At 72.7% G+C, this 23,990-nt stretch carries 14 protein-coding genes and 3 tRNA genes; 5 read left to right on the top strand and 12 right to left on the bottom strand.

The features are described from left to right. Positions 1–109: 109 nt before the first annotated feature. Positions 110–183 (bottom strand) — tRNA-Lys (locus ACFY9V_RS31575). A gap of 83 nt (positions 184–266) precedes the next feature. Next, positions 267–4,013, bottom strand: a complete 3,747-nt coding sequence (locus ACFY9V_RS31570; protein WP_391163931.1) for a S8 family serine peptidase — start codon at positions 4,011–4,013, stop codon at positions 267–269. 127 nt (positions 4,014–4,140) lie between these two features. On the opposite strand from ACFY9V_RS31570, the gene ACFY9V_RS31565 reads away from it, so the two are divergent. Further along, a tRNA-Lys gene (locus ACFY9V_RS31565) sits at positions 4,141–4,214 on the top strand. Between the two features lie 82 nt (positions 4,215–4,296). On the opposite strand, the gene ACFY9V_RS31560 is transcribed toward ACFY9V_RS31565, so the two are convergent. Next, positions 4,297–5,052 (bottom strand): IclR family transcriptional regulator C-terminal domain-containing protein, encoded by a 756-nt coding sequence (locus ACFY9V_RS31560; RefSeq protein WP_355343212.1) that lies wholly within the window; start codon positions 5,050–5,052, stop codon positions 4,297–4,299. A gap of 299 nt (positions 5,053–5,351) precedes the next feature. On the opposite strand from ACFY9V_RS31560, the gene ACFY9V_RS31555 reads away from it, so the two are divergent. Both ACFY9V_RS31555 and ACFY9V_RS31550 read left to right on the top strand, forming a co-directional pair. Next, positions 5,352–6,635, top strand: coding sequence for an LLM class flavin-dependent oxidoreductase (locus ACFY9V_RS31555; RefSeq protein WP_355343215.1), 1,284 nt, complete (start codon positions 5,352–5,354; stop codon positions 6,633–6,635). 270 nt (positions 6,636–6,905) lie between these two features. Then, positions 6,906–8,654: a glycosyl hydrolase family 18 protein gene (locus ACFY9V_RS31550; protein WP_355343298.1), complete on the top strand. Its 1,749-nt coding sequence runs from the start codon at positions 6,906–6,908 to the stop codon at positions 8,652–8,654. A 148-nt stretch (positions 8,655–8,802) separates the two neighbouring features. On the opposite strand, the gene ACFY9V_RS31545 is transcribed toward ACFY9V_RS31550, so the two are convergent. Further along, entirely contained in the window at positions 8,803–10,626 is a 1,824-nt protein-coding gene (locus ACFY9V_RS31545) for an EAL domain-containing protein (RefSeq protein ID WP_391047035.1), read from the bottom strand. A 252-nt stretch (positions 10,627–10,878) separates the two neighbouring features. Here ACFY9V_RS31545 and ACFY9V_RS31540 point away from each other — a divergent pair, with 252 nt between their 5' ends. Together ACFY9V_RS31540 and ACFY9V_RS31535 are read left to right on the top strand one after the other, a co-directional pair. Next, entirely contained in the window at positions 10,879–12,222 is a 1,344-nt protein-coding gene (locus ACFY9V_RS31540; RefSeq protein WP_391163930.1) for a M6 family metalloprotease domain-containing protein, read from the top strand. Between the two features lie 4 nt (positions 12,223–12,226). Continuing rightward, positions 12,227–13,525, top strand: a complete 1,299-nt coding sequence (locus ACFY9V_RS31535) for a M6 family metalloprotease domain-containing protein (protein WP_391163929.1) — start codon at positions 12,227–12,229, stop codon at positions 13,523–13,525. A gap of 20 nt (positions 13,526–13,545) precedes the next feature. Here the strand turns inward: ACFY9V_RS31535 and ACFY9V_RS31530 are convergent, their stop codons facing one another. The 8 genes from ACFY9V_RS31530 to ACFY9V_RS31495 form a co-directional block, all read right to left on the bottom strand. Beyond that, on the bottom strand, positions 13,546–13,974 hold the full coding sequence (locus ACFY9V_RS31530) for an OsmC family protein (RefSeq protein ID WP_355343227.1): 429 nt from the start codon (positions 13,972–13,974) through the stop codon (positions 13,546–13,548). Positions 13,975–14,044: 70 nt separating this feature from the next. After that, complete coding sequence (locus tag ACFY9V_RS31525) at positions 14,045–15,097, bottom strand: polysaccharide deacetylase family protein (RefSeq protein ID WP_391163928.1); 1,053 nt, start codon at positions 15,095–15,097, stop codon at positions 14,045–14,047. A 129-nt stretch (positions 15,098–15,226) separates the two neighbouring features. Next, positions 15,227–18,520 carry a bifunctional lysylphosphatidylglycerol synthetase/lysine--tRNA ligase LysX gene (lysX, locus tag ACFY9V_RS31520; protein WP_391163927.1) on the bottom strand — a complete coding sequence of 1,098 codons (3,294 nt, stop codon included), beginning with the start codon at positions 18,518–18,520 and terminating at the stop codon, positions 15,227–15,229. Between the two features lie 86 nt (positions 18,521–18,606). Then, on the bottom strand, positions 18,607–21,219 hold the full coding sequence (locus tag ACFY9V_RS31515; RefSeq protein ID WP_391163926.1) for a phosphatidylglycerol lysyltransferase domain-containing protein: 2,613 nt from the start codon (positions 21,217–21,219) through the stop codon (positions 18,607–18,609). 44 nt (positions 21,220–21,263) lie between these two features. Beyond that, positions 21,264–21,337, bottom strand: a tRNA-Lys gene (locus ACFY9V_RS31510). 55 nt (positions 21,338–21,392) lie between these two features. Beyond that, positions 21,393–22,001, bottom strand: a complete 609-nt coding sequence (locus ACFY9V_RS31505) for a bifunctional DNA primase/polymerase (protein WP_391047021.1) — start codon at positions 21,999–22,001, stop codon at positions 21,393–21,395. 216 nt (positions 22,002–22,217) lie between these two features. Then, entirely contained in the window at positions 22,218–22,595 is a 378-nt protein-coding gene (locus tag ACFY9V_RS31500; RefSeq protein ID WP_355343241.1) for a hypothetical protein, read from the bottom strand. Positions 22,596–22,676: 81 nt separating this feature from the next. Further along, positions 22,677–23,957, bottom strand: coding sequence for an AAA domain-containing protein (locus ACFY9V_RS31495; protein WP_391163999.1), 1,281 nt, complete (start codon positions 23,955–23,957; stop codon positions 22,677–22,679). Between the last annotated feature and the right edge of the window lie 33 nt (positions 23,958–23,990).

Below are 23,990 nucleotides of genomic sequence, written 5' to 3'. Positions count from 1 at the left end.
CGCCCCGTACGCCTGCCGCGCCCGCCGCCGCCCAGGACCACCCGTGCGGAGCACACCGGCGGGCACACGGAGAAGGCCCCCCGCTCGCGCGGAGGGCCTTCTGGGCAAGTGCGCCGCCAGGGACTCGAACCCCGGACCCGCTGATTAAGAGTCAGCTGCTCTAACCAACTGAGCTAGCGGCGCTTGCGGGGACCATCATACGTGGTCGGAGGGGGTGGTCTCGACCACCCCCTCCGACCATCCCCTCCGCCCGGTGGGTCAGCCGGTCACCTCAGGCCGAAGGCCCTGATGATCTCCTGGCTCACCGAGCCGCCCGCGCCGTCGGACGCGCTCGCCTTCAGCGACACGGAGCCGCCGGGGTCGCGCGGAGTCCGGATCAGCGTCGTCCAGTGGCCCTTGCGGTCCTTGATCAGCAGCGTCGGCAGCCAGGTCCTGCCGTCGTCGTAGGAGACCGACAGCTTCGCCGAGGCCGCCTTCGTCGCGCCGTCCAGCCACTCCTGCGTGGTGGACCCCAGACCGACCGGGATCAGCCGGCCGCCGGGCACATCGCCCGCGGTGTCGGTGGGCACGTCGTAGTCGAGCTGGAGCAGCTTGACGTCGTCCTGGCCGACGCCCTCGGGCAGCGGCCCCGAGACGAAGTTCCACTCGGTGTGCGTACGGATCGAGGTCCGCCACTCCTTGGCGTCCCGCGCCGAGTCGAGCACCAGCCGGTAGGGCAGCTTCTTCGCGGGCTGGTCCCAGATGCCGCCCGCCCGGCCGACTCCCTGGGCGACGAGGGTGTCGCCCTGGTAGGCGGCGTAGGTGGTGCGGCCGTCGTACTCGTCGGCGGGCATGTCGCCCGAGTGGCCCGCGCCGCCGTCCGTCCACGGCGTGATGTTGAACTGGATGTCGTTGTACGACGAGCGGTTCGGCCCCCAGAAGGCGGAGCCGAGGCGCGGCCGGAAGATCCCGCCGAACCAGGAGACCGCGTACGAACGGCCCGGTGTGAACGAGTCGTTGCCGCCGCGCTCCTCCAGGAGCTGGTTGCTGTAGTCCGCGTCGTAGACGGAGTGGTCCTCGTACCAGAATCCGGCGCCGTGCTCGGGCGAGACGTACTCGGTACGGGTGCCCGGGTAGGACTCCTGCTCGGCGAAACCGATGCCGTAGCCCCAGGCGGGGATGTCGTAGCGGAAGCCGGCGCCCGCGCGGGCGCGGTCGCCGTTGTAGGTGGCGGTGACCTTGGCCAGGTCGCGCCTGGGGTCGGGGGTGTAGGCCAGGGAGCGGTCAGGGATGGTGCCGTCGTGCTGGTCGAGCAGGTCGTAGACGACCCGGGTGTACTCGCGCTGTTCGACGCTCAGCGAGAGCTTGCCGCCCTTGGCGTCGGCGACGAGCTTCGCGCCCGCGCCCTGCTGGACGGAGACCACGGTCAGCGGCGTGTCCTGGTAGCCGTTGTCGGGGTCGGCGTAGGACTCCAGCAGCCTGCCGCGGCCGTCGTTGACGACGATCAGCAGCTTCGCGCCCGCGGCGGTCGCCGCCGCGGCGCGCTGGACCGGCGTGACGGCGTCGGAGCGCTCGACCACCACGACCTTGCCCCTGGCGTCCAGACCCCGGTAGTCGGCCGCGCCGCCCTGCCCGGCGTAGACCGCGCGGAGCGTGCCCTTGCCGTCGGTGACGGTGGCGCCGGGCTGCGGGGTGGTGTCCAGGTCCTGCCCGCGCCCGGTGACGGCGACCTGCCGCTCGCCGAGCCGCCAGCGGGTCAGGAAGTCGAAGGTGCCGTTGCCGACCTTGGCCGTCGGCGACGCGTACAGCGTGTCGTACGTCAGCGGCAGGACCGCCGCGTCACGGACGACCTCGCCGTCGGCGAAGGTGCGGGCGATGTCCACGTGGAGCTGCCGCGTCTGGGTCCGCTGACCCGGCACGGCCGCGCTGACCTTGCGCGCCTTGCTCGCGTCGAGCGTGACGGTGGTGTCCTTGCTGAGCACCGTCTCCGGGTTGATCAGCACGGCCAGGCCCAGCGAGTCCGGGGCGTCGCCTGCCACGTCGATCTCCGCGTACGCCATGTACGTGCCGGGCGCCAGCCGCAGCGTGCGCTCGCCGTCGACCGCGACCGGCGACGGGTTGGGGTTGCCCTCCTGCGCCAGCACGACGGTGCCCGCGGCGGGCTTTCCGTCCCGGCCGCGCAGCTTGACCGTGTAGCCGTACAGCTCCTGTTCCTTCTCCAGCGCGAAGCCGGTGTGCGCGACGATGTGTCCGGTCGCCGCGTCGGTCGCCAGCACCTGGCCGGAGAAGGTGGTCGCCGACGGCACCCCGGCCGGGTCGAGCGTCAGCGTGACGTCCGCGCTGCCGCCCGCGGCGACGGTGACGGACGGCGCCGACAGCGTGTACGCCGGGTCCTTGGTGTCCGTCGCCAGATCCAGCGTGACCGGGGCCTTGCCGCTGTTGCGGTACGTGATCACGCGGGTGGCCGGGGCCGCGCCGTCGTGCGGCCAGGAGTAGACGGCCGTGTCGACCGAACCGGTGGCCTGGACCGGGGAGTCGACCGCGGCCAGTACGTCGACCCGGCCGGTGCCCTGCTCGAACGGCGTGTAGTCGGCGAGCACCTTGGACGTGCTCATCAGCGCGTCCTTGAGCCGCGCCGCGGTCCAGTCGGGGTGCCGCTGCTTGAGGATCGCGGCGGCGCCCGCCACGTGCGGGGTGGCCATCGACGTACCGGACATCGTCTGGTAGCCGCCGCCGGGCATCGCCGCGGTGATGTCGACGCCGGGCGCCGACAGGTCCGGCTTGAGACCGTAACCGCCGCTCAGCGGGCCCATGCTGGAGAAGTCGGCGCGCTGGTCGGACTTGTCGACGGCCGCCACGGTCAGCGCGTCGCGCGCCGAGCCGGGGGCGCCGATGGTGCCCGCGCCGTAGGAGTTGCCCGCGGCGATCACGTACAGCGGACCGCCGTTCGCCGACAGGGAGTTGACGGCCTGGGCCATCGGGTCGGTGCCGTCGTCGGGTATCGAGGAGCCGAGGCTCATGCTCACCACGTCGGCGCCCTGGGCCTTGGCCCACTCCATGCCCGCGATGATCCAGGAGTCCTGGCCCTCGCCCTCGTTCGAGAGCACCTTGCCGACCAGCAGCTTCGCGCCCGGCGCGACGCCCTTGTAACTGCCGTCGGAGGCCGCGCCACTGCCCGCGATGGTGGAGGCGACGTGCGTGCCGTGGCCGTTGCCGTCGGTGACGGCCTGGCCGGGCACGAAGCTCTGCTCGGTGGCGATCCGGTCCTTCAGGTCGGGGTGGGTGTCGTCCACGCCGGTGTCCAGGACGGCGACCTTCTCGCCCGCGCCGTCGTAGCCCTCGGCCCACGCCTGCGGCGCGTTGATCTGCGGCACCGAGTCCTTGAGGTCGGCCGTCACCCGGCCGTCGAGCCACAGCTTGTCGATGCCGGTGGCGCCGTTGAGCGAACGGGCGTTGCCCGCCGGGCCCGCCAGGCCGGTCCAGAAGGCGCGGGACCGCTTCTTGTCGGCCTTCAGGGCCGCGCCGCCGATGCTCGGCAGCGTCCGTACGGTGCTCGCGCCGGCCGGAGCCGCGGGCTGCGACCGTGCCGTGCGGGCGGCGTCGGTCCAGGTGGCGATCAGCGGCAGTCCGGCGCTGTGCGCGTCGTCGTAGCCCATCGCGGCCAGGGCGGACACGTCGAACAGCCGCCGGTCCAGCTTCCCCGCGGCCAGCAGCGGCTCCGCCTCGTCGGGAATGACGTACGTGTCACCGCCGTACTGCTGGATCCGTACGATCCCCCGCGCTCCGGGCGCGCGGTCGACGGTGACGGTGTCCTGCTTGCCGGGGCCGTCGGCGATGTGCACGACATCGCCGGTGAGCAGGGTGACGGTGGTCGAGGTGGCGGAGGGGGTGGAGTTGGCTGACGAGGGCGCGGACCGCGGGGCCGCCGCGGGGGTCGCCGCGGCGGCGGGGCCCGTGGGCAGCAGGAGTGCGGTACCGAGGGCGAGCACGGTGGTGCCCGCCGGTACGGTGATCCGGCGTCGAGTCGAAGTCATGCACATGATCTACCGGCCGTACGCCCGCCACCGCACGGATCGGCGGTGGCGCGATTCCGCCTGGCGGCAATCCGCCGCCGCTTTGAGCCCGGCCCCGACCATCGGGTACGATCTCCCACGTCAGCAGGCGCCGCTAGCTCAGTTGGTTAGAGCAGCTGACTCTTAATCAGCGGGTCCGGGGTTCGAGTCCCTGGCGGCGCACATGCCCACGAAGGCCCTCCGTACACGCGGGGGGCCTTCGTCGTACCGAACGCTCGCCGTGCCGGGTCTTCGTCGTGGCGGATCAGATGCTGAAGGAGAGCAGGACCGGGGCCGCGCGGGTGTGGAGGGTGTCCACGGCGGGCTTGAGGCGGTGGGCCTGGGCGTACGGCATCGACAGCGCGAGACAGGCGACCGTCTTGCCGATGGTGACCGGGATCGCGGCGCAGACGGTGCCGACCGCGTATTCCTGGAGGTCGAGGGTGGGCACCGAGGTCGGCTGGCGTTCGAGCTTGGTCAGCAGGACGCGGTCGTCCACGACGGTGCGCGAGGTCAGCCGGGCCGGGCGGTGCCGCGAGAGGTGTTCCATCCGGCCGTCGTGGTCGAGCTGCGAGAGCAGGCACTTGCCGACCGCGCTGGCGTGGGCGGAGGAGCGGAAGTCCACCCACTCGTTGACCTTCGGCGCGTTCGGGCCGTCGGCGAAGTCGATGACGTGCACCTCGCCGTCGTCGTACCGGCTGAAGTAGACGGCCGCGCCCACTTCGTCGCGCAGTTCGGCCAGGACCGTCTGGAGCTTCTCCGCGAGGGCGTGGTCGCGGTTGGCGGCGCCGAGGAGCACCATGGACTCGCCGATGACATATCCGCCGCCGGGCAGAAATCCGAGATAACGCTCGCGGCGCAGCATTGCCAGCAGATGGGAGAGATAGTCCAGCGGCACACCGATTTCGCGAGCCAACTGTTCGGCGGTGACGCCGTGCCGATGGGTGTCGACGGATTCGAGCACGCGCAGCGCGTACTGGACCGCGTACACCGGCTCGATCTGTCGGTGTTCAAGCGCCACGGTAGCCCCCTGCAGGTATGACCGTTTGCGTCCTGGCTGTCGCCGCCGGTCACGGACGGGTATCCGAGACGACCGGACCCGGCGGCTGGGCCGGTCTCCACGATAGCCCCAATCCCGTTTCAGGTAGAGGCGGTTGGCCGGTTATCCGGGGCTCTTCAAGCGTATATGCAGGAAGGGGCCACCCTGGCATATGCCGACGTCATTACCCGAAAAGGAAACGGCGGGGGAACCGTACAATCCGCGCCCGGGAATAACCGGACGCGGGCTCCGGTTGTCGGTCGGGCAGGGGTGGGGCAGACATGGGCACGGAGACGATCGAGGAGGCGCCCGCCGTGGGTGACGAACGACAGGGCGAACAGCAGGGCGAACGGACGGACGGGCGGTCCGCTACGGACGGCCGGTCCCGTACGGACGGCCGGGACGGCGACACCGGTACGCTCCGCGGCCGGGGCATCCGCGGCCCGGTCCGCGGCACCGCCCCCGTACCGCTGTCCGTACTGGATCTGGCCACCGTCGGCAGCGGCTTCACCGCCACCGACGCGCTGCGCACCAGCGTCGAGATCGCCAGGACCGCGGAGACCCGCGGCTACCACCGGATGTGGGTGGCCGAGCACCACTCGATGCCGGGCGTCGCCAGCTCCTCGCCCGCGGTGATCCTCGCCCACCTCGCCGCCCACACCCGCACGCTGCGGCTCGGCTCCGGCGGGGTGATGCTGCCCAACCACGCGCCGCTGGTGATCGCCGAGCAGTTCGGCACCCTGGAGGCGCTGGCCCCCGGCCGGATCGACCTCGGTCTCGGCCGCGCGCCCGGCACCGACGGCGCGACGGCCGCCGCGCTGCGCCGCACCGACCGGCTGCACGAGGGCGCGGACGAATTCCCGCAGCAGCTCGCGGAGTTGACCCGGTTCCTGGACGACGACTTCCCCGACGGGCACCGCTACGCGCGCATTCACGCCATTCCCGGCCCGGTGCAGGGCACGGCGCCCGGCGGCGTCCAGTCGGCGGGCCGCCCGAGCGTGTGGCTGCTGGGCTCCTCCGGCTTCAGCGCGCGACTGGCGGGCACGCTCGGCCTGCCGTTCTCCTTCGCGCACCACTTCTCGGCCGCCAACACCGTTCCCGCGCTGGCCCTTTACCGCGAGTCCTTCCGGCCCTCGGAGATCCTGGACCGCCCCTACGCCTCGATCGGCGTCGCCGCGCTGGCCGCCGACGACCCGGCCGAGGCGCGCCGCCAGGTGCTCTCCGGCGCGCTGAGCATGCTGCGGCTGCGCACCGGACGCCCCGGCCTGGTGCCGACGCCCCAGGAGGCCGAGGCATACGAATTCAGCCCGGCGGAACGGGACTTCGTGGACTCGTGGCTGGTGAACATCATCCACGGCGACCCGGACACGGTGCGTACCGGACTCGACCAGCTCGTGGACCGCACCGGCGCCGACGAGTTGGTGATCACCGCCAACGCGCACACGCCGTCGGTCCGGCTGCGTTCCTACGACCTCATCGCGGACGCGTACGGCTTCCCGAAGGACATCGCGACGGCCTCCGCCGAGGCCCCGTCGGGTGTCTCCTCCGAGGTCGCCGCCGGTTAAAGACTCATTTCCGGCCGGTGCGTGGTCCAACGTCGCGCGACGGCCCCTGACCAGCCTTAAGTCAGCGTTAAAGCCGCTTGTCACCCGGTTGACGAGCGGCTTTGCCGTTGTCGCGGAACGCTACCGGCCGGTCGCCTTCCGCAGGATTGGTCTAGTCCAAGTCTGGTTCAGACCATTGACGTGCACTTGACGAGGGGTTATCCATTCACCAGCCCCCTGTTGTTCCTCCCTCTCCCCCCGGAGGTACTCGTGCAGTCCAGGAAGAGAGCGATCGTGGCAGCCGTCACGACCGCCGCCCTCACCGCCGGAGCGCTCACCGCGCTCGTCGCCGGAGTGGGCACAGCCCAGGCGGACACCACCGCCGCCGCCAAGCCCGCGGCCGCCGCCGCGAGCAGCGGCGGCGTGAAGATCGCCTATTACGACCAGTGGAGCGTGTACGGCAACGCCTACTACCCGAAGAACCTCGACACGTCGGGGGTGGCGGGCAAACTCGACATCCTCAACTACTCGTTCGAGAACATCGACCCCTCGAACCTGACCTGTTTCGAGGCCACCAAGGCGTCGGACTCCACGAACGAGTCCAACCCCAACGCCGGTGACGGCGCGGGGGACTCCTTCGCCGACTACCAGAAGTCGTTCGGCGCGGACATCAGCGTGGACGGTGTCGCCGACACCTGGAACCAGCCGATCGTCGGCAACTTCAACCAGCTCAAGAAGCTGAAGGCGAAGCACCCCAACCTGAAGATCGTCGCCTCGATCGGCGGCTGGACCTACTCCAAGTACTTCTCCGACGTGGCGGCCACGGACGCCAGCCGGAAGAAGTTCGTCAGCTCCTGCATCGACATGTTCATCAAGGGCAATCTGCCCGTGCAGGGCGGCTACGGCGGCCCCGGCAGCGGTGCCGGGATCTTCGACGGCTTCGACATCGACTGGGAGTACCCCGGCTCGCCCAACGGCCACGTGGGCAACCACTACAGCCCCAACGACAAGGCCAACTTCACCGCGCTGCTCGCGGAGTTCCGCACCGAACTGAACGCGTACGGCACGGCCAACGGCAACAAGAAGATGCTGCTGACCGCCGCGCTCCCGGCCGGCCAGGACAAGATCGCGCAGATCGAGACCAACAAGGTCGGGCAGTACCTCGACTACGCGAACATCATGACGTACGACATGCACGGAGCCTGGGACGCGACCGGTCCGACCAACCTCCAGGACCCGCTGTACCAGTCGCCGACCGACCCGTCCACGGCGATCCCGCCGGGCACCGAGAAGTACAGCACCGATCACGCCATCAACGCGTGGATCAACGGTAATTCGGCCTACGGCATCGCGGGCGGCTTCCCGTCCACGAAGATCACCATGGGCTACCCGCTGTACTACCGCGGCTGGACCGGTGTACCCGCGGGCAGCAACCACGGCCTGTACCAGTCCGCTTCGGGCCCCGCCCCGGCGCGCGGCATCAGCCAGGTGGCGGGCACCGCGTACTACAAGGAGCTCACCGGGCTCGTGGACAACGCCTCCACGACGTTCTACGACCCGAGCACCCAGGCCAACTGGTTCTACAACGGGACCGAGTTCTGGACCGGCCTCGGCGCCCAGGCGATCCAGGCCAAGGCGGACTACGCGCACTGCCACAACCTGGCCGGCTCGATGATGTACTCGCTGCTCGACCTCGATCCCGCCGCCACCCTCTTCAACAAGATCGTGACGGCGACCAACGGGTCCGCGTCCGGCTGCGGCACGACCACCACGCCGCCGACCACCCCGCCGACCACGCCTCCCACCACCCCGCCGACGACGCCCCCCACGACGCCGCCGACGACCCCGCCCACCACGCCTCCGACCACCCCGCCGGGCGGCACCTGCACCCTGCCGTCCTGGTCCGCCTCCGCGGTCTACGTCGGTGGCAACCAGGTCTCCTGGAAGGGCCACAAGTGGAACGCCAAGTGGTGGACCACCAATGAGGAGCCCGGTACGACCGGGGAATGGGGCGTGTGGCAGGACCTCGGGGCCTGCTGACGCGGCTCACCTCCTGACCGCATGACCCGGGGCCCGCGTCCTTTCTCCCCCCAAGGACGCGGGCCCCTTCCGCGTGCCGCCGTCGCGCGGCGCGTGCCGCCCCGGTCCGCGCGGCGCGTACCGCCCCGGTCCCGCGGCGCGTGCCGCCTCAGTCCAGCAGCGCGGAGATCGCCGCCGCCGCCACGGGGCGCGAGTAGTGCCAGCCCTGGCCCGTGTCGCAGCCGATCCGCCGCAGGCGCTCCGCCTGCTCCGCGTTCTCCACGCACTCCGCCGTCACCGTCAGGCCGAGCCGGTGGGCCAGTTCGACCAGCGCCTCGACGATCGTCTCGTCGGCCGGGTTGGGGTGTTCCGCGGAGCGGAAGCCCTGCACGAAGGAGCCGTCCAGCTTCAGGGCCGAGACCGGGAGGCGGCTCATGTAGGCGAGGTTGGAGTAACCGGTGCCGAAGTCGTCGATGGCGATCCGTACGCCCATCTCGTCCAGGGCGTGCAGCGCCTGGAGGGGACGGCCGGCGGAGCCCATCACGGCGGACTCGGTGAGTTCCAACTGGAGCAGCCGCGGCGGCAGACCGGTGTCGGCGAGGATCGCGGCGACGTCGGCGACCAGGTCGGAGTCCCAGACCTGGCGTACGGCCACGTTGACACTGACCACCAACGGCGCCTCGGGGTGGGCCAGTTGCCAGGCGCGGGCCTGGCGGCAGGACTCGGCGAGCACCCAGCGGCCGAGCTGGACGATGGAGCCGTCCTCCTCGGCGAGACCGATGAAGCGGTTGGGCGCCAGCCGCCCGAAGTGCGGGTGCTCCCAGCGCACCAGTGCCTCGACACCGCGCAGCTCGCCCGAGTCGAGGGCGACCAACGGCTGGTAGTCCAGGACGAATTCGCCGCGCTCGACGGCCTGCCGCAGCGTACGGGACAGGGCCTGACGGGTCATCCGGTGCTCGTTGCGCTCCGGGTCGAAGAGCGTCCAGCGCGCCTTGCCGTCGGCCTTGGCCCAGTACAGCGTGGTGTCGGCGGCCTGCATCAGACCGGTGGCCGACGTGCCCGCCGCCTCCCGTTCGACCACGCCGATGCTGGCGGAGACCGCGAGCCGGTGGCCGCCCACGTCGAACGGCGGCTGGAGCGCGGCCAGTACGGCCTCGGCCAGATCCGTCGCCTGCCCCGTACCGGTGGAGTCCCGTACCAGCAGGGCGAATTCGTCGCCGCCGAGCCGCGCCACCAGGTGCCCGCCGGGCTCGGCGCAGGCCAGCAGGCGACGGCCCACGGCGGCCAGCAGTTCGTCGCCGACGCGGTGGCCGAGCGTGTCGTTGACCGCCTTGAAGCCGTCCAGGTCCAGATAGCACAGGCCGATCCGGCCGGTCCGGCTGCCGTGGTCGCCGACGGCGGCCGACAGCCGCTCGAAGAACAGCGCGCGGTTGGGCAGTCTGCTGACCGGGTCGTGCATGCGCAGGTGCCGCAGCTCCTCGCGCAGGGTGTCCCGCTCGCCGACGTCCTCGACGGACAGCAGCAGCGGGCGCGCGCCGGTGCGCGAGAGCGTGATCTCGGCGTGCACGGTGCTGCCGTCCGGCCGGGTGATGCCGCGCGTGCAGCGCAGCCGTTCGCGGCGGCCGGTGAGCACGTCGTGGAAGGCGGCGCGGGCGTGCCGGTCGCCGCTCAGGCCGAGGAGCGCGGCGGCGCCCGTGGCGCTCATCCGCTCGGGCGAGGCGCCCAGCAGCGCGCCGAGCGCGCCGTTGGCCTCCAGGACCGTGCCGTCGGGGGCGAGCAGCGCCATCGCGGTCTGGGCGATGGCGAAGGCGGCCCGGTAGTCGCGCAGGTCGGCGTCGCCCGGCCGCGCGGCCGTACTTCCCTGCCCCGCCGTCCGTCCGGCCGGCTGCGGTTCCCCGCCGCCGCCGGAGTGTGGGGCAGAGGTGTGACTGTGCGTGATGACTTGTGCTGTGCTTTCGGGCTCGACACCTGGGCCGCCCGAGGGTCCGCCCATGGCCCGCTCCCCGCTTCGCGCTCGTCTCGATCGCGATCATATGGGCTGGCGGAGTTGGTGTTCCAGCGCCCTGGTGGTGATTCTCCGCACGTGTGCTGACGGATCGACCGAACGTGTCCGAACGGATCGCTCATGTGATCGCATCCCTGGGGACATTACGCACCGTAGTGACCGCTGTGCGACGCCCGTACGCCTCCCGCACACCGCCCGGCTGGAGCAGTCGGACAGGACATATCGTCACATTCCATAGCAATGTGGGGGAGGTGTCCCGAACGGGTTCACGAATCCTCCCCGGAGGTCCATGTGCGGCGGTCAGCCAGCTCGTCAGGCTCCTCAGGCGTCTCGATAGGCGTACCGCCCCGCGCGCGGCGGCGTGTCCTGCGCTCCGCCGCGGCGGCGCTCAGCGTCTTCAGCGCCGTGGTCGCCTGGACGCTGACGACCGGCCCCGCCGCGTCCGCCGCCGTCGGCAGCGCCTGCCTCCTGCCGCGCACCGGCGCCCACCACTCCGAGGGCGTCGACACCTGGGAGAGCGGCTACACCCGGCCGACTGGCCACATGAAGGCCCTCATGGTCTTCCTCGACTTCCCCGGCACCGCGCCCGACCTCACCACCCAGCAGGTCGCCGCCGACCACTTCCCGGCCACCACCCGCTTCTTCGACCGCGCCTCGTACGGCCGCTTCGACCTCGGCGTCCACCCCGTCACCCGCTGGCTGCGCATGCCGCGCCCGGCCACCGACTACGCGATCAGCCGCGACTGGAACGCCGCCGACCGCACCGCCTACCTGCGCGACGCCATCGCCGCCGCCGACCCGGTGGTCGACTTCCACGGCTACGACGTCGTCTACCTCGTCGCCGACCCCGACGCGCCCGGCGTCGACTCCGACGCCACCAAGGTCGTCAACCTCTCCACCCCGATCACCGTCGACGGCACCCCGCTGCGCCGGCTCGTCACCGTCTTCGAACGGCACCCGCCGGACCGCAACGTGCTCGCCCACGAGACCGGCCACGTCTTCGACCTGCCCGACCTGTACTACCGGCCGCCCGCGGGCAGCAACGCCGACTGGGACACCCACGTCGGCGACTGGGACCTGATGGGCAGCCAGTTCGGCCTCGCGCCCGACCCCTTCGCCTGGCACAAGTGGAAGCTCGGCTGGATCACCTCCGACCAGGTCGGCTGCGTCACCCGCGCGGGCACCACCTACCAGGACCTCAGCCCCGACGAGACCCCCGGCGGCACCAAGCTGATCGTCGTACGCACCGGGCCCGACACCGCCCTCGCCATCGAGGCGCGCACCGCCACCGGCAACGACCACGCCGCCTGCCGCCAGGGCGTCCTGCTCTACAAGGTGCGCTCCGACATCGAGTCGGGCGACGGACCCATCGCGGTGATCGACGGCCACCCCCACACCTCCGCGTGCCGGGCCACCTCCGTCTACCCGCCGCTGGCCGACGCGCCGCTGGGCGTGGGGGAGTCCTACGCCGTACCCGACGGCTCCACCCGCGTGACGGTCTCCGCCCACAATTCGGACGGCACCTGGACGGTCAAGATCGTCGAGGGGTCGCCCGTCGGCGACGACACCGGCCACAGGAGCTAACGCCATGGCCTCCACCAAGGGGTCTGGACCGCGCCGCCCGGCCACGACGGGGTCGGGGCCGCGCCGGCTGACCCGGACCGGACTGCGCTGCACCGCGCTCTTCGCGCTCGGGCTGCTCGCCGTCGGCAGCACCGTCTCCGCGGGCCCGCGCACCCCCGCGCTCAACGCCTCGCCGCCGCCCGCCGCCCGGCCCTGCGCCCTGCGGGCCGTCCCCGGCGTCGCCATGTCCGAGGGCTTCCCCGACAGCTCCAGCCGCGGCCCCAACGCCGAATTCGCCCCCTCCACCGGCACCCTGCACGCCCTGACCCTGCTGATCGACTTCCCCGACGCGCCCGCCCAGTACAGCGCCGCCGACCGCTACGGCGAGTTCTTCCCCGCCGTCAAGAAGTGGTACGCCGTCAGCTCGTACGGCCGCCTCGACTACGAGTCCACGCCGGTGCTGCGCTACATACGGATGCCGCGGCCCTTCAGCGCGTACGGGATCGGCCGCGGCTACGGCTGGGACGCCCACACCGAGATGATGCGCGACCTGCTCAAGGTCGCCGACCACTCCATCGACTTCCGCGGCTACGACCTCGTCAACATCCTCGTCACCCCCAACGCGGGCCCGCCCGCCGACGAGGCGGTGCTCTCGGTCACCTGGACCGGCGCGTCCGCCGCGACCACCGACGACGGCGCCCACCTCGACAAGGTCTCCCTCATCTACGGCCACGACCAGTCGGGCCCGCGCGTCCTCAGCCACGAGAACGGCCACGCGCTCGGCCTGCCCGACCTCTACGCCGCCGACGACTTCCCGCGCACCGACACACTCGCCGGGCAGTGGGACAGCATGTCCCTCGACTGGGGACTGCAGGGCGACCTGTTCGCCTGGCACAAGTGGAAGCTCGGCTGGCTCGACGACAGCCAGATCGCCTGCGTCACCGGCCGCACCGACACGACCTACGAACTCGGCGCCGTCGAGATCCCCGGCGGACGCAAAGCCGTCGTGATCCCGTACAGCCGCACCGGGGTCTTCGTCCTGGAGGCCAGGCAGCAGCTCGGCAACGACAAGGACGCGTGCCGCGCGGGCGTGCTCGCCTACCGGGTCCGCACCGACATCGACTCGGGCAAGGGCCCGGTGACCGTCGTGGACGCCCATCCCCGCACCTCCGCCTGCGACTTCAGCAGCGGCGCCTTCAACTCCCTGAACGACGCGCCCTTCAGCGTCGGCGAGGGCTCCACCGACAAGGCGTCCGGGCTGACCTTCAAGGTGCTGGGAAGGACAGCGGCGGGCGCGTGGAAGATCCACGTCACCCGCCGCTGATCAGGCGTCAGAGACCGTACTCAGTCCAGCAGTTCGGCGTTGAGCGTGATCGTCGTGCCCGCGAGCGCCTTGCTGACCGGGCAGTTCTCCTTGGCGCCCTGCGCCGCCGCCTCGAAGTCACCGGCGGAGATGCCGGGGACACGCGCCTTCACCGTCAAGACGATGCCGGTGATGCCCTCACCCGGCTGGAAGGTCACGTCGGCCTGCGTCTGCACCGACTCGGGCGGGGTGCCCGCGCCCGCCAGGCCGTGCGAGAGCGCCATCGAGAAGCAGGAGGAGTGGGCCGCGGCGATCAGCTCCTCGGGGCTGGTCTTGCCGTTCGCCTCCTCCGCGCGGGAGGCCCACGTCACGTCGTACGAGCCGACGCCCGAGGTGTCGAGCGAGACGGTCCCGGCGCCGCCCATCAGCGGGCCCTTCCACTGGGTCGTCGCGGTGCGGGTGGTTGCCATGGTGAAGCCTCCAAGAGGTACCGACGGATGGCGGGAACGCCTCCTGAACGCTACCTCGCGCGCGCCACGATCAGCGCGCGGGGAAGCTGTATGTCCAGCCCTGCGCGTCGAGCCTGTCCAGCAGCCGCGACAGCGCCCGCACCGTCTGGGCGCGGTCGCCGCCGCCGTCGTGCATCAGCACGATGGAGCCGGGGCGCAGTTGACGGTCGATGTTCGCCAGCACCTTGGCGGTGCCGGGCCGCTCCCAGTCGCGGGAGTCCACCGTCCAGCCCAGCGGGCGCAGCCCGTGGCCGGCGGCGATGTGACGGATCGTCGGGGTGAAGTCGCCGCCGGGCGCCCGGTAGTACCAGAGCTTCGCGCCGGCGCCCGCGGCCTTGGTTATCTCGCGCTGCGCGTCGACTATCTCGTGGGTGTTGTACGCCGCGGACCTGCTGCTCTGCCGCTCGTTGTGGTGCACGGAGTGGTCGCACAGCCGGTGGCCCGCCGTGGTGATCTGCCGGACCAGGTCGGGGTGGGCGGCGGCGTTGGGGCCGATCTCGCAGAAGGTCGCCTTCGCGTGGTGCGCGGCCAGCAGTGCCAGGACCTGCGGGGTCCAGCGCGGGTCGGGGCCGTCGTCGAAGGTCAGCGCGACGGACCTGCCGCCGTCCTCGGTGGAGTGCTGGATCGACTCGCCGGCCGGGGCGCCGGTGGCGGGGCTCCCCGAGGGGTCGGCGGGACCGGCCGAGGGGTCCAGGGGCCCGGTCGGCTGCCCGGGGACCGTCTGCGACGGGACGGTCCCGGACGGATCGGTGGGCACGGGACCCGTCTGCGACGGATCGGTCGGTGCGGGACCGTTCTGACCGGGACCCGGTCCGGACGGCTGCGAGCCGGACGGATCGCCCGGCGGAGAGGTCCGCTGGGACGGGATGCCCGCGGCCGGGCCGGACGCCTCACCCGACGCGGTCGAGGACGGCGCGCGCGACGAGGCCCGCGCGTCGTCCGCCCCGCTCGCCGCTGCCCCGCCGTGCTGTGTGCCGCACGCCGCGAGCGCGGTCCCGGCGAGCGCCGCGGTGGCCACCGCGGCGGCGGTCCGCCGTACGGCCGTGCGGCTCAACATCCCAGATCGTCCGGTTTTGTACGTCATGCGGACCACCGTAAACATGCTCCGAACGGGTGATGCAAGGCCCCCCGCCCCGCGCCCGGCCCCGGGGAACCCGCCCCGCGCCCCCGCGAATCCGGCCGCGCACCCCCCGCGACCCGCCGCGCGGCACGGTCAGCGGCGACGTACCAACGGGAAAGGCAGCGTCTCACGGATCGTCCGCCCCGTGAGGAACATCACCAGCCGGTCCACCCCGATCCCCAGCCCGCCGGTCGGCGGCATCGCGTACTCCAGCGCCGTCAGGAAGTCCTCGTCCAGCTCCATCGCCTCCGGGTCGCCGCCCGCCGCCAGCAGCGACTGCCGGGTCAGCCGGGCCCGCTGCTCCACCGGATCGGTCAGCTCGGTGTACGCCGTGCCCAGCTCCGTGCCGTACGCCACCAGGTCCCAGCGCTCGGCCAGCCGCGGATCGGTGCGGTGCTGCCTGGTCAGCGGCGAGACCTCGGCCGGGAAGTCCTTGTAGAAGCACGGCGTGGTGGTGCGCTCCTCCACCAGCCGCTCGTACATCTCCAGCGCCACGTCGGCCGGGCCGTCCTCCGGGCCGTACGGCACCCCCGCCCGGTCGCACAGCGCGCGCAGCCGCGCCAGCGGCGTCCCCGCGTCGACCTCCTCGCCCAGCGCCAGCGAGATCGCCCCGAACACCGTCCGCACCGGCCACCGCCCCGACAGGTCGACCTCCGCGCCGTCCGGCCGCCGGGCGGTCTGCCCGCCGTTCGCCGCGACGGCCGCCGCCTGGATCAGCTCCCGCGCCAGATCGAGCATCACGTCGTAGTCCGCGAACGCCTGATACGCCTCCAGCATCGTGAACTCGGGGTTGTGCTTGTACGACACACCCTCGTTGCGGAAGGTCCTGCCCAGCTCGAAGACCCGCTCCACCCCGCCGACGCACAGCCGCTTCAGATACAGCTCGGGCGCGATCCGCAGATACAGGTCGAGGTCGTAGGCGTTGATGTGCGTGGTGAACGGGCGGGCGTTCGCGCCGCCGTGCACCGGCTGGAGCATCGGCGTCTCGACCTCCAGGAAGCCGCGGTCGGCCAGCGTCGTACGGACCGCGTCGACGGCCGCGCTGCGGGCGGTGAGCAGGGACCGCGCCTCGGGGGAGACCACCAGCGCCAGATAGCGCTGCCGCACCCGCGCCTCCGGATCGGTCAGGCCGCGCCGCTTGTCCGGCAGCGGGTGCAGGCACTTGCCGGTCAGCGTCCAGGAGTGCGCCTCCGCGGTCGGCTCACCGCCGCGGCTGACCGTCATCGCCCCCTCGACCCGGAGCAGGTCGCCGAGGTCCACGCCCGACTCGAACTCCCGCAGACCGTCCCGTCCGAGACGATCCCTGGTCAGCATGATCTGGAGGTCGCCCGACCAGTCCCGCAGCGTCACGAAGACGACCCCGCCGTGGTCGCGCACCCGCAGCACCCGGCCCGCGACCGCCACCGCGCTGCCCGCCCCCGCCGTACGCGCCACCGCCAGCGTGTGCGTCGGCCCCGCGCTCACCGGATACGGGTCGACGCCGTCGCGCCGCATCCCCTCGACCTTGGCCAGGCGCACACGGACCTGCTCGGCGGGGCCGTGCGGGTCCGCGGGGGCGTGACGGCCGCGCTCGGCCGCGGCGGCCGTCACGCTCGCCGTCGTCATCCCCGCCGCCGTACCGCCCACCACGCCCGCCGTCGCACCGGCCACCGCCGTACCGCCCACCGCGCCCGCTCCCGTACCGCCCGCCGCGGACCGGCGGCGGCGCCGGAAGCGCAGGCTCGGGAGTTCCACGAAACCCTCGGCGATGCCCGAGGCCAGGCCGATCCTGGCCATGTCCTTGCCGTCGGCGTAACACAGGTACCGCGGGTACCAGTGCGGCTGGTACTTCACGTTCGAGCGGTACATCGCCTCCAGCTGCCACCAGCGGGAGAAGAACAGCAACAGCCGCCGCCACATCCGCAGGACGGGCCCCGCGCCGATCCGGGCGCCCTCCTCGAAAGCGGACCTGAACACCGCGAAGTTCAGCGAGACCCGCCGGACACCCAGCGCGCCCGCGCCCGCGGCCAGCTCGGTGACCATGAACTCCATGATCCCGTTGGGCGCCGTACGGTCCCGCCGCATCACGTCGAGCGACACCCCGTCGTGCCCCCACGGCACGAACGACAGCAGCGCGGTCACCCGCCCCTTGTCGTCCAGCGCCTCCACCAGCAGGCACTCGCCGTCCGCCGGGTCGCCGAGCCGCCCCAGCGCCATCGAGAAGCCGCGCTCGGTGTCGGTGTCCCGCCAGGCGTCCGCCAGCCGTTCGACCTCCCGCAGCTCCTCGGGCGACAGGTCGTGGTGCCGCCGGATGCGGGTGGTCGCCCCGGTCCGCCGCACCCGGTGCACCGCCTGCCGGATACCGCGCATCTCGCGGCCCGCCAGGTCGAAGTCCGTCACGTCGAGAATCGCCTCGTCGCCCAGCTCCAGCGCGCCGAGCCCCGCCCGCGCGTACGCCTTCGCGCCCTCCTCGCCCGCGCCCATCACCGCCGGCACCCAGCCGTACGCCCCCGCGTGCGCCAGCCACGCGTCGATCGCCGGACCCCACGCCTCCGGGTCGCCCAGCGGATCACCGCTGGCCAGACAGACCCCCACCTCCACCCGGAACGTCACCGCGGACTTGCCGCTCGGCGAGAACACCACCGACTTGTCGCGCCGCGTCGCGAAGTAGCCCAACGAGTCCTTGTCCCCGTACCGCGCCAGCAGCGCCCGGATACGGTCCTCGTCGTCCCCCCGCAGCGCCGCCTCCATCCGCTGCGACCTGAACAGCGCCGCCGCCGCGCACAGCAGGGCCGCCGCGCCGAACAGGCCCAGCCAGAAATTCGTCCAGTACGGCGGCCTGCCGATGTCGGGCAGGTCGTTCACTCCGCCGACCACCTTGTTGACCGCCCACCGCAGCCGGTTCCCGCCCTCCAGCGTCCCCGGGAACAGCGTCAGCAGCCCCCACCCCAGCAGCACCCCGATCGCCAGCCCGCACACCAGCACCAGCAGCGCCCGCCAGAACGCCCCCTTGCGCACCCGCGCCGAGAACTCGCCCCGCGCGGCGATCACCGCGCCCAGCACCGTGCCCGTGATCAGCAGCGCCGGGATCGCGCTCCAGTCGCGCACCGCGATCAGCACCAGATTCGCCACCACGGTCAGACCGAGGAAGACCGCCACGATCCAGTACGCCACCCGTTTGCGGGCCGCCATCGCGCCGCCCAGCAGCACCAGGAACGCCGCGTACGCCAGATTCGGCGACGCCGGCACCGTCAGGATCTCCACCCACCGGCGCACCGGGTCCAGCAGGGGCCGCAACGGGGAGACGACGGCCAGGGTGGCGCAGAACAGGGCCAGAATCCCGAAGAATTCTCCGAACCAGCCCGGAATTCTGGGCGCCACCCGCCCCCACGCCACCTTCCCGGGCATCGGCTCCGCCTCTCCTCCCACGCACCTGGCGCCTTCAGCTTTCCCCAACCCGGCGTGACGCGCCTCCCCAGGCGTACGGCTCCGGGCTAGGGAGCACCGTCCTCAGGGGTGAGGAGGGTGCCGCGGTGGCGGAGACGGGGTCCGGTGAGGAACCCCTCGGCGATGGCATTGGCGGCAGCCACCCGCGGAAGGTCGGCTCTCCGCTCGAAGAGCACATAGCGGGCCTGCCAGCGCGGCGCGAACGCCGCGTAGCCCCGCTCGCGGGCGGCGACCTGCCCGAGGCGGGCGAGAAGCCGCAGCGGGGCGCGGCGCAGCCGTGAGGACAGGGCGCCGCGGAAGGCGGTGAAGTTGAGGGACACGCGGGTGACCGCGCCCAGCGGAGCCCTACCGGCTGCGGCGCGCAGCAGCACCTCGGCGAGGAGGAAATCCACTGGGGCCCGCCCGGACTCCCGGTCGCGCCGGATGAGGTCGAGGGTGAGCCCGTCGGGCCCCCACGGCACGAACGTGACCATCGCGCAGGTCCGCCCGTGCGGATCGAGGCACTCCGCCAGGAGACAGTCCCCGTCGGCCGCGTCACCGAGCCGCCCGAGCGCCACGGAGAAGCCGCGCTCGGCGGGGTGCCGCCGCCACCTGTCGGCCAGATGCGCCAGCCGCCGCAGTTCGTCCGGGGCGATCTCCCGGTGCCTGCGCAGCACCACCGAGTAGCCCGCGCCGCCGAGCACCCCGTGCGCCTGCCGCAGCGCGCTCAGCTCGGCGGAGCCCGTATCGGCGAAGACGGCGGCGAAGGAGGCCGCCTCCACCACCGCCTCGTCACCGGACGGCAGCGCGCGGAAACCGGCCGCCTCGTACACCACGGCCGCCGCGGGCCCCGCGCTGGTGACGGCCGGGACCCAGGCGTGCCGCCGCGCCGTGTCCAGCCAGTGGTCGACGGCCCGCGGCCAGGCCGCCCGGTCGCCGACGAGGTCACCGGAGGCGAGCGCGACCCCGTTCACCACGCGGTAGAGGACGGCCGCGTCCCGTTCCGGGGTCCAGGACACCGCCTTGTCGCGGCGCAGCGCGAAGTAGCCGAGCGAGTCGCGCCGCCCGTACACCCGCAGCAGCGCCCGCAGCCGCCGCTCGTCCGCGGGCAGCAGCCGGTCCCGGCCGCGCGGCGAGCGGAAGAAGGCGAGCAGGATGAGCAGCATCAGCGCGACGCTCAGGACGTTGATCGCCAGGTCCGTCCAGCCGGGCACCCGGATCTCCGGCAGGTCGAAGAGACCGGACACCGTCAGCACCCGCACCAGCGTGTACCGCGTACTGGCCCCCCACTGGCGCGGCGGCAGCTCGTCCGTCGCGTGCACCAGCAGCGTGCCGAGGCCGATCGCCACCGCGCCGCCGACGACGAAGGTCGTCAGCCCCAGCGCCACATTGCCCCGCTCGCCGCGCACGTTGAACACCGTCCTGGACACCAGCAGCGCGAACAGCACCAGCCCGGTCACCCCCAGCGACACCCAGTTGAACGGATGCCCGCGCGTCACCGGCAGCGCCGCCACACCGGCCAGGCACAGCAGTGTGTATCCGCCGGTCAGCACGGTCGTGACGATCCAGGCGGCCCGCTTGCGGCGGCGCAGGCTCACCGACAGCACCAGCGCGAGCACCGCGCCGGTGAAACCGGGGCTGACCAGGAAGGCGGTGAAGAACTCGCCGTTCGAGGCGGCCCGCACCCGGTCGCGGAACGGCGCGATCACCCCGGTCACCGCGTTGACCGCGCACACCACCCGCAGGTACCAGACGGTGAAGGCCGCACCCGGCTGCCGCAACGGCCGCAGCACGCGGGCCAGCAGTGTCTCGATCCTGGACGGCGGCAGCTCCACGATCGTCGGCCGCCGCGCGGGCTTGCGCGCGGGCGTCGACGACGGCAGCGGCGCGCCCGCCACCGCGTCCATCATGGCCGTCTTCATCGCGACCATCCGCCGGTGGATCCGGTCCTCGCGCCGCTCGGCCCTGGCCATCCGGCGCGGCCGGGAGGTGTACCGCCAGCGCGCCCACGGACTGGCCGGGCGGGCCAGCCGCAGCGCGCCGACGATCGCCAGCACCGGCACCATGACCCCGAGCAGCCCCGTCCACACCTTGCCCTTGGACAGGCACACCACCACGAAGCCGATCAGCACCCCGGCGCTCAGATACTGCTGGTACGACTCCCCGACGACGAATCCGCCCAGCGGGGCCTGGCCGATCAGCAGCAGCCCGATCACCGACACCGCGAGGATCACCGCGTCGACCGACTGGCGGCCCTGCTCGCTCCAGTAGACGTCCTTCAGGTGCAGCACCAGCGCGAACTCGTCCAGCACCAGGCCGCAGCCGATCCCGAAGACCAGCGCGAGCACGTCGTGCACCGCCGGGCCGCCGCGCACGGCGAACGACCCGATGCCGCCGATCAGCATCATCGCCTGGCCGAACACCACATGGTGGATGTGCAGGCCGCCGGGCTGCACATTGCCCGGCCACCACTTCACCCCGCGCCGGATCATCCGCACGCTGAACCGGATGAACAGGAAGGAGCCGATCAGTCCGACCAGCAGCAGGAAGAGCGGCTCACGGCCGGTGTCCGCGATCCGCGTCCGGTACGCGTCGGCCAGCCAGTCCACCATGGCTCCAGGGTCGTCGTGGTGCGGGCCGTCGGCCACCCGGACGGCGCGTCCGCATGCCTGGACGTTCATACGAAGAAGGCCCCCCGCTTCCGCGAGGGGCCTTCGACCGTCTGTGCGCCGCCAGGGACTCGAACCCCGGACCCGCTGATTAAGAGTCAGCTGCTCTAACCAACTGAGCTAGCGGCGCCTGCTGACGTCGTAGACCTTAGCATCCGGCCACGGGGAGCGGAAATCGATATGACTCAGGCCGTTCCAGGGGTGCTGACCAGGGCGGGAACGGTCTTCGCGGGCGCCGACCTGGCCGCCCGCACGCACGCCCAGAGGACCACGTCCGCGCCCGGCAGCCAGGGGTGCCGGGTATCGGGCGCCACCAGCCAGCGGGACAGCCCTGCCCCCGGATCGCAACCGGAGTCCTGGCCGGCCTCGGCGCCGTCCTGCGGCGCGTACAGCGGCGGTACGGTCACCGCGTCGCCGCTGCCGTGACAGAGCATCGGCGGCACCGCCTGGCCCCACTCCTCCCAGTCCAGCAGGTACGGCAGCCGCTGCGCCGTACCGGGCGCGACGAGCAGCAGCAGCCGCCCGCGGTGCACGGCCACCGGGCCGCTGCCGGGGCCCGACGCCCATAACTGCTCCAGGAGTCTGCGGCCGAACAGCGCCGACAGGTTCACCACGTCGAACGCCGTACCGCACGGCAGCACGCTCGGCGCCGTCGGACGGGCCGACCACAGCGCCCGCACGCTGCGCGGGAAGGCGCTGGCCGAGGCCAGCCACTCGGCGCCCTCCGGGGTGACGTACGACGTGTGCCGACGCCGCTGGGCTTCGGTGACGACCTCGGTGACGGCATGCGTCACGGCCGCGATGCTTCCGGTCCCTTGCCATTCGTCCATGGCATCTACAGGTACCGGCCGCTTCAGGCGCGGTCGGCGCAATCGGACGAATTCGGGACAGGAGGGTGGGAGAGGGGGTACCTTGCCGCGACGCATATGCGGGGCACGGTTGCGGCGGCCCCCGGCGGCGTGACAGTCACGGCAGCCGCCAGGGGAGCCGGAAGCGCCCGCGGACCCGCCCTAGGGGGCGCCGCCGCCCGCGATCAGGCCCTCGCCGTACTCGACCATCCGCTTCGCGTAGTCCTCGGTCCACCCCGCGCGCTCGGCCAGGCCCGCGTACGTCAGCCGGTCGAAGCGGCGCGGATCGGTGAGCTGCGCGGCGGCTATCGCCTGGAAGTCCGTGGCCCGGTCGGCGGCCGTACGGAAAGCCGTCGCCAGCTCCGTGGCCCGCGCCAGCATCCGCCCCGGATCGTCCATCGACTCCAGGTCGAAGAAGTGCTCCGGATCCTCCACCGTCGCGGCAGGCTCGAAGCTCAGCGACGCGGGCCGCCTGGGCCGCGGCGCCGCCTCCCGCGACCCACCGCCCTGCGCGTTCTGAGCCGACTGCGGCTCTGACATACGGCTACCTCCGGAATCGATCACGCACACCATTGTCCCGCGCCCACGCAAGACCCCCTCCATTCGGGTGAGCGACCGCGCTCACGGCCGCCAGCTCACCCGGTGTTCCGCGAGGTGCGCCAGGACCGCGTGGTTGGCCTCCCAGCCGTCGGGGAACTTGACCGTGACACCGAGCTGGACCGGCTCGGAGGACGGGTGCTCGTCGAGGAGTTCGGCCACGCCCGCGCGGCACACCACGATGCACGCGTGCCGGTGCCGGGAGGCCAGCACGCACAGCCGCCCGGTCTCCAGATGGAACGCCGTGGCGTCGGGGCGGCCGGACAGCGGGTGCAGCACCACGGTCACGTCGAACTCGCGGCCCTGGAGACGGTTCGCGGTGTCCACCGTGACCCCGGCGACGCCGACGTCGGCCAGGGCGGCGCGCACCGCCGCCGCCTGGTCCCGGTGCGCGGTGCCGACCGCGATCCGGTCCGCGGTCAGCGGCGCCGGATCGGGATCGGGCGCGGAGTACGTCAGACCCCCGCGGTCCAGCAGCCGCCGCACCACCGCGGCCACCGCGCGTACCGCCTCAGGGTCGGTGCGCGGGGTGTGCCGGGCGGGCAGCTCCAGCAGCCCCCAGCCGCTGGCCGCCGCCTCGTCCAGGACGCGGTCGGGCCCGCCGCCGTCGCCCGGCACCCCGAACACCAGCCGCCGGTCGCCGTGGTCCGTACCGCTCCTGAACGGGGTGTACGGGTAGAAGGCGCGCGACACCAGGGGCGCCGCCGACGCGGGCAGCCGCCAGGACACCGGCAGCCGGTGCTGCGGCAGCCCCGGATTGTGCGCGAGCAGCGTCACCACCGCGCTCGCCGACGGGTCGTAGCTCAGCCCCGCCCACTGCTCCGCGCCGACCACGCTGAACGGGTCCAACTGCCCGGGGTCGCCCACGAACAGCGCCCGCTCGAAGAGCCCCGCCACTTGCAGCAGCGCGTCCGACCGCATCTGGTACGCCTCGTCCACGATGGCGTGCCGCCACGGCTCGGTGTCCTTCACGTACGCCCACTTCGCCGCGGTCGCGATCACCACCTCGCAGGCCCGCAGATCCGCCACCGAACTGGACTTCATCAGCGCCGGGTGCCGGTCGAGCGCCTTGTCGGGCGGCGACTCGGCGCCGTGCAGCCGGCCCACCGGCAGGTCGGGCTCGGCGGTGGCGAGCCGGTCCGCGAGGTCGTCGACCTGCGCGTTGGTCTGCGCGACGATCATCAACGACTCGCCCGCCGCCGCCAGTTCGCGTGCCGCGCGCACCACGAGCGTCGACTTGCCCGCGCCGGGCGGCGAGTCGACCACGACCCCGCGGGCGGTGCCGTGCAGCGTGCTCTCCAGGATCGCGGCCGTCGCCTCGGCGGCGGCCCTGCCCGC

The sequence above is a fragment of the Streptomyces sp. NPDC008317 genome, from assembly GCF_042955955.1.
Taxonomy (GTDB): domain Bacteria; phylum Actinomycetota; class Actinomycetes; order Streptomycetales; family Streptomycetaceae; genus Actinacidiphila.
Note: the sequence above shows the minus strand (reverse complement) of the source record. Positions and strands in the feature narration are given on the sequence as shown.